The following is a 10,150-nucleotide window of genomic DNA, read 5'->3' as shown; positions in this document are numbered from 1 at the left end:
GCGTCCCGGCTGGTGCCCGCCTCCCGGGGCGCGCAGGCGCTGCGCGACCGGTGGCGGGCCGGTGGGGTGGCGGTGACCCTCGGCGGCGACGGGGCGCTGCTCTGCCACGCGGGCAGCACCCCGCTGGTGGTGCCCGCGCCGGCGAGCGCTGAGGGGGACACCTGCGGGGCGGGGGACCGGTTCGCGGCCGCGGCGACCCTCGCCCTGGCCCGGGGCGCCCTGGTTTCCGAGGCGGTGCAGGACGCGGTCGCCGAGGCGTCCGCGTACGTGGCGGCCGGGGGCGTGGCCGCCGCGTTGCCGGGACCGGTCCGCACCGGGCCCGACCGGCCACCGCTCGACGCCGGTCGGGCCGTGGCGGGCGGCGGCGGGGACCGGATCGGTCCGGCCGCGGCCGGCGCGGTGATCGCCGAGGTACGCGCGGCCGGCGGCACGGTGGTGGCCACCGGGGGCTGCTTCGACCTGCTCCACGCCGGGCACGTGGCCACCCTCGAGGCGGCCCGCCAGCTCGGTGACTGCCTGGTGGTCTGCCTCAACTCCGACCGCAGTGTCGCCGGCCTGAAGGGGCCCGACCGTCCGGTGGTGCCGCAGGGCGACCGCAGCCGGCTGCTCGCCGCGTTGAGCTGTGTCGACGCCGTGCTGATCTTCGACGAACCGACCCCGCACGCGGCCCTGTCCTGGCTCCGCCCGGACGTCTGGGTGAAGGGCGGCGACTACGCGACCGGCGGTGGCGAGGAGAGCCTGCCGGAGGCGGAGATCCTGCGGCGCTGGGGTGGGCAGACCGTGGTGGTGCCGTACCTGGACGGCCGGTCCACCACCGACATGATCGCCGCGGCCCGCGCCGGTCGCCGAGGGACACCCGGCGGGTCGACCGTGGCCCGGCCCGACGGGACGGCCGTCCGGTCGACGGCGGAGGGAGCACGATGAGCGGCAGTTCCCCCGGGGCGGGCCCCACCGTCCTGGTCACCGGCGGCGCCAGCGGTCTCGGCGCCGCCGTGGTCACCGCGGTCGCCCGGGCCGGCGGTCGGCCCCTGGTGCTGGACCGGCAGCGGCCCGGGGACGGGGTGCCCTGGGTCGAGTGCGACCTGGCCGACACCCGGGCCGCCGAGGCGGCGACCCGCGAGCTGGCCGAGCGCTCCGGCGGCTTGGACGCCGTGGTCACCGCGGCCGGCATGGACGTCCCGGGCAAGCTGGCCGACGTGCCCGGCGAGACCTGGGAACGGATCGTGGCGGTGGACCTGCTCGCCACCGCGGCGGTGATCCGCGCCGCGCTGCCGTTCCTGGAGGCCTCCCGCGGCAGCATCGTCACCGTCGCCTCCACCCTGGGGGTGAAGGCGGTCAGCGACGCGACCGCGTACTGTGCCGCGAAGTTCGGGGTGGTGGGCTTCACCCGGGCCCTGGCGGCGGAACTCGCCGGGTCGGTCGGAGTCACCCTGCTGATCCCCGGCGGCATGCGCACGGCGTTCTTCGACGAGCGGGACGCGCAGTACCGGCCCGGCCCGGACGCCGCGCTCAACGAGCCGGCCGACACCGCCGCCGCGGTCATGTTCGCGCTCTCCCAACCGCCCGGATGCGCGGTACGGGAGATGGTGGTCTGCGCCGAGCAGGAGTCGTCGTACCCGTGATCCTGGTGCTCCGGGCGCTCGGGGTCGGCGACCTGGCGGCCGCCGTCCCGGCGCTGCGCGGGCTGCGGGCCGGATTCCCCGACCGGGAGCTGGTGCTGGCCGCCCCGGCCTGGCTGGCGCCGCTCGCCGACCTGGTCGGCGGGATCGACCGGGTGCTGCCCACCGACGGGCTGGGCCCACCGGCCCGGCCGGCGCCGCCGCCCGAGGTGGCGGTCAACCTGCACGGCCGGGGCCCGCAGTCGCACCGGCTGCTCGCCGCCGCCCGGCCGGGCCGGCTGCTCGCCTTCGCCAACGCCGAGGCCGGACACGCCGACGGTCCGGAGTGGGACGACGACGAGCACGAGGTCCGCCGGTGGTGCCGCCTGCTGCACTGGTACGGCCTGCCGGCGGACCCCGCCGACCTGGCGCTGCTGCCGCCGCCCGCGGCGGCGGTCCCGGCCGGCGCCACCGTGCTGCACCCGGGCTCGAAGATCCACGCCAAGCGCTGGCCGGCCGAGCGGTTCGCCGCGCTCGCCCGGGCGCTGGCCGACCGGGGTCACCGGGTGGTGCTGACCGGTTCGGCCGACGAGCGGGACGTGGCCCACCGGGTGGCCGGCGCCGCCGGGCTGACCCCGGAGGTGGTGCTCGCCGGGCGGACCGGGCTGGCCGAGCTGGCCGCCCTGGTGGCCGCCGCCCGGCTGGTGGTCAGCGGGGACACCGGGGTCGCGCACCTGGCCACCGGGTACGGCACCGCCTCGGTGGTGCTGTTCGGACCGGTCCCGCCGGCCCGCTGGGGGCCGCCGCCGGACCGCCCCCGGCACCGGGTGCTCGACGCGGGGGACCGGGCGCGGATCGACCGCGATTGGAGCCGGCCCGGCGGGGTAGGAACGCATCCGACGTTGGCGGCCATCTCGGTCGACGAGGTGCTGGCCGCCGTGGACGAGGCGGAACGGGCGGTGCGGGTGTCCGGTGCGGTTGCGGCGTAGTGATCCGGGCCGGCCGGGGTACGGGCGCCGGCGGCGCGGCAAGGGCTGGCTCTTCCTCGACTCGGCCGGCGAGCCGGTCCGCGACCCCGACGAGCTGGCCCGGCTGCGCGAGCTGGTGATCCCCCCGGCCTGGCAGGACGTCTGGATCTCGCCGTACCCGAACGGGCACATCCAGGCCACCGGCGTCGACGCGGCCGGGCGCAAGCAGTACCTCTACCATCCGATGTGGCGCCAGAAGCGGGACGAGGCTAAGTTCGACCACGTGCTGGAGGTGGCGCGCCGGCTGCCCGACCTGCGCGACCGGGTCGACCACGACCTGGCGTCGCGCGGGCTGCGGCGCGAGCGGGTGCTCGCCACCGTGGCTCGGCTGCTCGACATGGGCATGTTCCGGGTGGGCAGCGACCAGTACGCGACCGGCGACGACCCGACCTTCGGCGTGTCCACCCTGCGCCCCGAACACGCCCGGTCCCGGCGGGGGTGCGTGGTCTTCGAGTTCCCGGCCAAGGGCGGCATCGACCAGGTGCGCCGGATCGAGGACCCGGAGCTGTGCCGGGTGCTGACCAACCTGCGCCGGCGACGGCGGGCGGAGGAACGGCTCTTCGGCTACTGGGACGGCCGGAGCTGGCGCGACGTGCGCAGCGACGAGGTCAACGACTACCTCCGCGACGCCAGCGGCGGGGAGATGACCGCGAAGGACTTCCGTACCTGGCACGCGACGGTGCTGGCGGCGACGGAGCTGGCCACGGCCGGCCGGCAGCGTTCGGCGACCGCCCGGAAGCGGGCCGTCGCGGCGGTGATGCGTTCCGTCGCCGACCTGCTGGGCAACACCCCGACCGTGGCCCGTACGTCCTACGTGGACCCGCGCGTGGTGGACCTGTACCACGACGGGGTGGTGGCGCCGGTCGAGCCCGAGATGCCCCGCGGCGACGTGGAGAAGCTGGTGCTGGCGCTGCTGGAGGAGGCCTGACCGACCGACCCCGTCGTCAGTCCTGGGGGGAAGTACGACGGGGTCGGAGTCGGCCGGTCCGGTGGCCCTGCCGGTGCGAGCGGAAGCCCTCGGCACCGGGCGGCCGCCCGCGACGGACCGTCGCGGGCGCCTCGCCCCGGCCCCCCCGTTACCAGTGGGCCGTGCCGGTCTCCCGGCTGACGGCCCGCCATCAGTATTTCCGCCCGGGGTTGACGATGGACGCCGCGATGTTGACGATCCGTGCCGAGGTCGCGGCCGGTGCCGTCAGTCGTTGAGCACGCGGGAGAGCCGGTCCCGGAAGCGGCGCTCCGAGTCGCTGACCACGTCGCCGCCGAGGCCCAGCAGGCCGCCGCTGGGCGCCGCGGTCACCACCTGCTCGGCGATCTCCACCAGCCAGTGCTTGTACGCCCCGGCCTGACCCTCGTCCACCCGGGCGGCCAGCAGGGCCGCCGCCTGGCCGGCCCGGGCCAGCACGTCGTCGATCATCGCCTGCGGGTCGGCCGGCTCGATGACCGGCAGTTCCTCGCCGGCCTCCGGGTCGCCCACCCGGGCGACGATCTCGCCGGCGACCGCGGCCACCAGCGGGCTGGCCGACTCGCGCCCGGCGGCGATGCCCTCCAGCCCGGCCGCGTTCTCGGCCATGGTGCGCTTGGTGCCGTCCGACTCGGCCGCGCTCGCCGCGGTCAGCACCGACTGCGGCAGGCCGACCAGCAGCCCCCACTCCTCGTCGGAGAATCCGAACCCGGTGTACGCCGGCTGCTCGATCACGAGTGAGCCCCTCTCGCCCTGGTCATCGTCGTCAGTGGTGCCGGGCGCCATGCCGGCGCCCGGGTCAGGCTAGTGCAGCGTCAGCAGGCCCTGTTCGGACACCACGCGCACGGACAACGTCTTGTACCCCACTTCGTCGAAGAGCACCGTCATCCGGTCCTCCTCGTAGCTGAGCACCAGACCGGCACCCCACTCCGGGTGCCGGACCTGGCTGTGCACCGGGAACGGCCCGCTCGCCCCGTCGTCGGCGACGCTGGTGCCGGCGTGGCAGTTGTCGCAGTGCCCGCAGACCTTGCTCATCTGCTCGCCGAAGTACGCCAGCAGCGCCTGCCCCCGGCACCCGGTGGTCTCGGCGAAGGCCCGCATCATGTCGGTACGCGACCGGGTGACCGTCTGCTGCCGTTCCGCCTCGGCCAGCGCAGCCGCCGCGGCGTCGACCGGCTTCGGGGCGTAACGCGGCGCGCCGAGCCGCTGCCGGGCACGCGGCTCCACGGCCCCGACCTGCTCCAGCAGGGAGAGGTACTGGCCGAGCTTGCGCGGGCCCAGGCCGGTCAGCTCGCGCAGCTCCTTCTTGGTCCGGGCCTGCTTGCGCAGCACCGCGGCGAGGTCCCGCAGCTCGGTGGAGTCCGGCAGGCCGCCGCTGAAGTAGCGCTGCAGCCCGACGTCCTCGGCGCGCCAGAGCAGCAGCACCCGGCCCGGCTCACCGTCCCGGCCGGCGCGGCCGATCTCCTGGAAGTAGCTGTCCGGGGAGTCGGGCAGCGCCATGTGCACCACCCAGGCGATGTTCGGCTTGTCGATGCCCATGCCGAAGGCGGACGTCGCCACCATGATCGGCACCTGGTCGGCGAGGAACGCCTCGTGCAGCTCGTTGCGGGCGGTGGTGGGCATCCCACCGTGGTAGTACTGCGCCGGGAACCCGGCGTCGGTGAGCCGCTGGGCCAGTTCCTCGGCCGCCCGCCGGGTGGGCACGTAGCTGATGCCCGGGCGCTTGTCGTCGCTGAGCAGCGCGACCAGCCGCCGCCAGCGGTAGTCGTCGGTGGGGCAGTGCGCCACCTCGAGGAAGAGGTTGGGCCGGTCCAGCCCGGAGACCACCACCTCGGGGTCGCGCAGCCGCAGCCGGGCGATGATGTCGTCGCGTACCGGCGGGGAGGCGGTGGCGGTGAGCGCGACCACCGGCGGTCGGCCGAGGCCGTCGATCAGGTGACCCAGCGCCAGGTAGTCGGGGCGGAAGTCGTGTCCCCAGGCCGAGATGCAGTGCGCCTCGTCGACCGCCACGAGCGCCGGGTTCAGCGACCGGACCTCGGCCATCCGGTCCGGGTCGCTGAGCGCCTCCGGGGTGATGAAGAGGAACTCGGCGCGCCCCTCCCGGACCTCGGCGATCGCCTCGGCCTGCTGGGCCGCGCTCTCGTCCGAGCTGATCCGGACGGCGCGCAGCTCGGGGCGCTGCCGCTCGTTGAGCGCCGCGATCTGGTCCTGCTGGAGGGCCAGCAGCGGGGAGACGACCACGGTGGGTCCGGGGATCAGGCTGGCCGGGATCTGGTAGATAGCCGACTTGCCGGCGCCGGTCGGCAGGACCACCAGGGCATCGCGTCGCTTCATCACCGCGCGCATCACGGCCAGTTGGTTGGGCCGGAGCGTGGTCCAGCCGAAGAGGCTCCGCGCCGCGCGGCGCAACGTCGTCGAGTGCGTGGTCAGCTTCATCGGTGGCCGGAGGTACCCGGGCGGGCAGCGGGCGAAACCGGACCGTGCCGGCGCGGCGGCCCGTCCGCCGTCCTCCGGGCGTTGACGGCGCGCCGCGGCTCGTTCATCATGAACATGCGTTCATGAACGAGCGATCATAAAGGGGGAAGCATGGAGACCGTCGTCAACACCGGACAGGCGGAGGCGTGGAACGGCTACGAGGGCCGGCACTGGGCCGAACACCAGGCCCGCTACCGGTGAACAGCGGGTTCAACGACGCCGTGCTGGCCGCCGTCCGGCCCGGCGACCGGATCCTGGACATCGGCTGCGGCAACGGGCAGCTGACCCGGTTCGCCGCCCGCCGCTCCAGCGACGGGCACGCCGTCGGGGTCGACCTCTCCGCCCCCATGCTCGACCGCGCCCGGGAGTCCGCCGCTGAGGAGGGCGTGGCGAACGTCGAGTTCCTCCGCGCCGACGCGCAGGCGTACCCGTTTCCCGCCGCCGGCTTCGACGTGGCGCTGAGCCGCTTCGGGGTGATGTTCTTCGCCGACCCGGTCGCCGCGTTCGCCAACATCGGCCGCGCGCTGCGCCCCGGGGGCCGGCTCGCCTTCGTCAGCCTCGACGGCTTCCGCCACGGTGACCTGGGTGCGGTGCTCGGCGCCCTCGCCGCCCACCTGCCGCCACCGGGGACCGACGGCACCGGCGTCGCCGAGCCGCTCTCCCTGGCCGACCCGGCGGTTGTCCAGCGGGTGCTCACCGAGGCCGGCTTCGCCGGGGTCGACTGCGTCCGGGTGGAGGCGCAGGAGGTGTGGGGGCGGGACGCCGCCGACGCGGCCGGGTTCCTGGCCGGCTGGGGGCCGATCCGGCACCAGCTCGGCCGGGTCGACGCGGCCACGGCGGACCGGGCCCGCGCGGCCGTGCTCGAGGCGCTGCTGCCGTACCAGCAGCGCGACGCCGTACGCCTGCGCGGCACCGCCTGGCTGGTCACCGCCCACCGGCCGGACTGACGGCCCGCCCGGGCGCCGAGCCTAGGATGCGGGGTGATGTCACCGAGGAGAGCGGCCGCGCTGCGCGGCGGCGACCAGAGCCTGCGCGAGCACCTGATCGCTGCCGCCGTACGGCTCATCGCCCGACGAGGCTCGGCCGGGCTGACCGTCCGCGACATCGCCCGCGAGGCAGCGGTCGCCGACGGCGTGCTCTACAACCACTTCGCCGACAAGGAGGAGTTGCTGGCGCACGCCCTGCACGCGCACGTGCGGGCGGTGGAGGCCGCGCAGGAGGGGGAGCCCCCCCGACCGGGCGAGCGGACGGTCGAGGCGAACCTGCGGGCGTACCTGGAACGGGCCCTGGCGGTGCATGCGGCGATCCTGCCGGCGTTCGCCGGTCTGTCCACCCAGCCGAAGGTCCTCGCCCGCCTCGCCGAGCTGCCCAACCCGCTGGCGGGCGGGCACGGTCTCCGGTCCGAGCTGGCCGGGTACGTCCGTGGCGAGCAGGGGCTCGGCCGGGTGGCCCCGGCGGCCAGTCCCGAGGCGGTGGCCACGCTCGTCGTCGGGGTCTGCCACGACCTGGTCCTCGGCCACCTTCTCGACCCCACGTCAGCGCCGCCCGAGCCCTCGCCCGGGCTGGTCGCCGAGCTGGTCGCCACGCTTGTGCACGGCATCGCCCGGCCCGCCGACGGCTGACCGGGGGAGCCGGGTCACCGCAGCCGGGGCAGCACCTCGCGCTGGTAGAGGTCGAACAGGCCCTGCCAGTGCGGGCCGGTGTTGGCCACGTAGACCTCGTCGAAGCCGGCCTTGGCGTACTTGTCGATCATCTCCAGGTGGGCGTCGGCGCTGTTGCCGCAGACGAACGAGTCCTTCATCATCTCCGGCTTCACCAGCTGGGCGGCCTGCTGGAAGTGGCGCGGCGAGGGGAGCACCTGGGACAGCTCGCCCGGCACCCCGGCGTTCGGCCACCGCTCGTACGCGATTCGCGCGCCGGCGTCCTCGCTGTCGGCGTACGCCGCCTTGAAGCCGGCCTGGCACGGCTTGTCGCCGCCACCGTTGTCCCGGAACCGGCGGACCAGGTCCGCGTCGGGCATGGTGCTGATGTAGCCGTCGCCGATCCGGCCCGCCAGGTCGATGGCCTTGGGGCCGAAGCCGGAGACGTAGACCGGCGGTGGCGTGTCCGGCAGCGTGTAGATCCGGGCGTGCTCGACGGTGTAGTGCCTGCCGCGGTGGTTGACGAACCGGCCCCGCCACAGCTCCCGCATCACCCCGACCGCTTCCTCCAGCATCTCCAGCCGGACGTCGGTTTGCGGCCAGGCGTCGCCGAAGATGTGCTCGTTGAGGGCCTCACCGGTGCCGACGCCGAGCACGAACCGGCCGTCGTGCATGACCGCGCTGGTCGCCGCCGCCTGGGCGACCACGGCCGGGTGGATCCGGACGGTCGGGCAGGTGACCGCCGTGGTGACGGGCAGCGCGCAGACCTGGCTGAGCGCGCCGATGGTCGACCAGACGAAGGGGCTCTGGCCCTGCGCGTCCACCCACGGATGGTAGTGGTCGGAGATCCACAGGGCCTCGAAGCCCGCCCGCTCGGCGCCGCGCGCCTGCTCCAGCAGCTCCGCCGGGGTGTACTCCTCGCTGGACAGAAAGTAGCCGATCCTCATCGCTCCCCCTCGCTGTTCGCGGTGCCGGGCGCACCGGATGGTCAACGAGTGCCGTACCCGGAGTGGGTGTCGGCCGAACCGGCGGAGCCGGGTGGGTCAGCGGCGGAACATCGCCCGGATTGCGAGCAGCAGAAACAGGCCGCCGACCACCAGGCCGAGCAGCCGTACGCCGGGGACGTCCGCGGCGCTGGTGGCGTCGGCGAGCAGCGCGGGGTGCATGGGTCGCACTCTCCCACCCCGTGCCGGGAACCGCCAGGCGGTAACAGTAAGGTTTATTGACTATTTCGGAGCCCGGTGTGACCATGGCAGCACCCGCCGGGGCGGCGGGGACGGTGGGGAAGACGGGGGTACGACAGCGCATGAACGAGCGGACCGTGGGGGCGACCGGAGACCTGGCGGGCCTTGCCGCCGCCGTCCTGCAACCCGGATTCGTGGGCACCACCCCGCCACCGTGGGTGTGCCGGTGGCTCGGCGAGGGCCTCGGCTCGGTGGTCCTCTTCGCTCGCAACATCGTCGACCCCGGGCAGCTCGCCACGCTCACCGCGACGCTGCGCGCCGAGCGTCCGGACGTCATCGTGGCCATCGACGAGGAGGCCGGCGACGTCACCCGGATCGAGTCCGCCCGGGGCAGCTCCCGGCCCGGCAACTTCGCCCTCGGCGCGGTCGACGACCCGACGCTGACCGAGGAGGTGGCCCACGACCTCGGCGCCGAGCTGGCCGCCCTCGGGATCACCCTCAACTACGCCCCGGACGCCGACGTCAACTCCAACCCGGCGAACCCGGTCATCGGCGTCCGCTCGTTCGGCGCCGCCGCCGACCTGGTCGCCCGGCACACCGCCGCCTGGGTCCGCGGGCTCCAGGCCGGCGGCGTGGCGGCCTGCGCCAAACACTTCCCGGGGCACGGCGACACCCGGGTCGACTCGCACCACGACCTGCCCCGCATCGGCGGGGACCGGGCCCACCTCGAGGCCGTCGAGCTGGCGCCGTTCCGGGCCGCCGTGGCCGCCGGGGTGCAGGCGGTGATGACCGGGCACCTGCTGGTGCCCGCGCTCGACCCGGAGCTGCCGGCCACCCTCAGCCCGCGCATCCTCGGCGGGCTGCTCCGCGAGGAACTGGGATTCCACGGCGCGGTGGTCACCGACGCGGTGGAGATGCGGGCCGTGGCCGACCGGTACGGCTTCGCCGGCGCCGCGGTACGCGCGCTCGCCGCCGGCGCGGACGCGATCTGCGTGGGCGGGGAGCGGGCCACCGAGGCGGACGCCCGGGAGCTGCGCGACGCCATCGTCGCCGCGGTGCAGGCCGGGGAGCTGCCGGAGGAACGGCTCGCCGAGGCGGCCAAGCGGGTCGGTCAGCTCGCCGCCTGGACGGTCGCCGCCCGCGCCGCCCGCCCGGCCGGCACCCCGGCCGCCGACGGCTCGGCCGTCGGCCTGGCCGCCGCGCGCCGGGCGCTCCGCGTGGCCACCGGGGCCGCCGGCGCCGCCGCGCTGCCCCTGCGCCGCCC

Annotated in this window: 11 protein-coding genes; 7 read left to right on the top strand and 4 right to left on the bottom strand. The window is 75.6% G+C overall.

All coding sequences use genetic code 11. From position 1 onward, the window contains the following. From DKT69_RS29080 to DKT69_RS29065, 4 genes are all read left to right on the top strand, one after another. Positions 1-924: PfkB family carbohydrate kinase (locus DKT69_RS29080; protein WP_146231241.1), on the top strand; the 924-nt coding region annotated here is incomplete at its 5' end. Further along, positions 921-1,622: an SDR family oxidoreductase gene (locus DKT69_RS29075; RefSeq protein ID WP_109804657.1), complete on the top strand. Its 702-nt coding sequence runs from the start codon at positions 921-923 to the stop codon at positions 1,620-1,622. The genes DKT69_RS29080 and DKT69_RS29075, both read left to right, overlap by 4 nt. After that, positions 1,619-2,587, top strand: coding sequence for a glycosyltransferase family 9 protein (locus DKT69_RS29070; protein WP_109804656.1), 969 nt, complete (start codon positions 1,619-1,621; stop codon positions 2,585-2,587). The genes DKT69_RS29075 and DKT69_RS29070 overlap by 4 nt, the downstream gene beginning before the upstream one ends. Further along, positions 2,571-3,554, top strand: coding sequence for a DNA topoisomerase IB (locus DKT69_RS29065; RefSeq protein ID WP_109804655.1), 984 nt, complete (start codon positions 2,571-2,573; stop codon positions 3,552-3,554). The genes DKT69_RS29070 and DKT69_RS29065 overlap by 17 nt, the downstream gene beginning before the upstream one ends. A gap of 264 nt (positions 3,555-3,818) precedes the next feature. Here DKT69_RS29065 and DKT69_RS29060 read toward each other — a convergent pair whose 3' ends face one another. Both DKT69_RS29060 and DKT69_RS29055 read right to left on the bottom strand, forming a co-directional pair. Next, positions 3,819-4,322: a hypothetical protein gene (locus DKT69_RS29060; protein WP_109804658.1), complete on the bottom strand. Its 504-nt coding sequence runs from the start codon at positions 4,320-4,322 to the stop codon at positions 3,819-3,821. A 69-nt stretch (positions 4,323-4,391) separates the two neighbouring features. Then, positions 4,392-6,023 (bottom strand): RecQ family ATP-dependent DNA helicase, encoded by a 1,632-nt coding sequence (locus DKT69_RS29055; protein WP_109804654.1) that lies wholly within the window; start codon positions 6,021-6,023, stop codon positions 4,392-4,394. Positions 6,024-6,259: 236 nt separating this feature from the next. On the opposite strand from DKT69_RS29055, the gene DKT69_RS29050 reads away from it, so the two are divergent. Both DKT69_RS29050 and DKT69_RS29045 read left to right on the top strand, forming a co-directional pair. Continuing rightward, on the top strand, positions 6,260-7,009 hold the full coding sequence (locus tag DKT69_RS29050) for a class I SAM-dependent methyltransferase (protein ID WP_201749916.1): 750 nt from the start codon (positions 6,260-6,262) through the stop codon (positions 7,007-7,009). Positions 7,010-7,045: 36 nt separating this feature from the next. Further along, entirely contained in the window at positions 7,046-7,684 is a 639-nt protein-coding gene (locus DKT69_RS29045) for a TetR/AcrR family transcriptional regulator (protein WP_109804653.1), read from the top strand. 14 nt (positions 7,685-7,698) lie between these two features. Here DKT69_RS29045 and DKT69_RS29040 read toward each other — a convergent pair whose 3' ends face one another. Beyond that, the gene (locus tag DKT69_RS29040) at positions 7,699-8,649 is read right to left on the bottom strand and encodes a TIGR03557 family F420-dependent LLM class oxidoreductase (RefSeq protein ID WP_109804652.1); all 951 of its coding nucleotides are present in this window, start codon (positions 8,647-8,649) and stop codon (positions 7,699-7,701) included. A gap of 96 nt (positions 8,650-8,745) precedes the next feature. After that, positions 8,746-8,877, bottom strand: coding sequence for a hypothetical protein (locus DKT69_RS40725; protein WP_255420240.1), 132 nt, complete (start codon positions 8,875-8,877; stop codon positions 8,746-8,748). 131 nt (positions 8,878-9,008) lie between these two features. Between DKT69_RS40725 and DKT69_RS29035 the strand changes: the two genes are divergently transcribed. Further along, the coding region (locus DKT69_RS29035) for a glycoside hydrolase family 3 protein (RefSeq protein WP_109804651.1) at positions 9,009-10,150 on the top strand (1,142 nt) is incomplete at its 3' end.

Origin of the sequence: Micromonospora sicca (assembly GCF_003172935.1) — a bacterium.
Classification (GTDB): Bacteria; Actinomycetota; Actinomycetes; order Mycobacteriales; family Micromonosporaceae; genus Micromonospora; species Micromonospora sicca.
The sequence above is the reverse complement of the archived record's forward strand: the minus strand, read 5'-3'. Positions and strand labels throughout refer to the sequence as shown.

What these genes read in the sequence shown, in the direction of transcription:
- DKT69_RS29075 (WP_109804657.1), top strand. Translation starts at nt 921, where the DNA reads ATGAGCGGCAGTTCCCCCGGGGCGGGCCCCACCGTCCTGGTCACCGGC.
- DKT69_RS29055 (WP_109804654.1), bottom strand. Translation starts at nt 6,023, where the DNA reads ATGAAGCTGACCACGCACTCGACGACGTTGCGCCGCGCGGCGCGGAGC.
- DKT69_RS29045 (WP_109804653.1), top strand. Translation starts at nt 7,046, where the DNA reads ATGTCACCGAGGAGAGCGGCCGCGCTGCGCGGCGGCGACCAGAGCCTG.
- DKT69_RS29040 (WP_109804652.1), bottom strand. Translation starts at nt 8,649, where the DNA reads ATGAGGATCGGCTACTTTCTGTCCAGCGAGGAGTACACCCCGGCGGAG.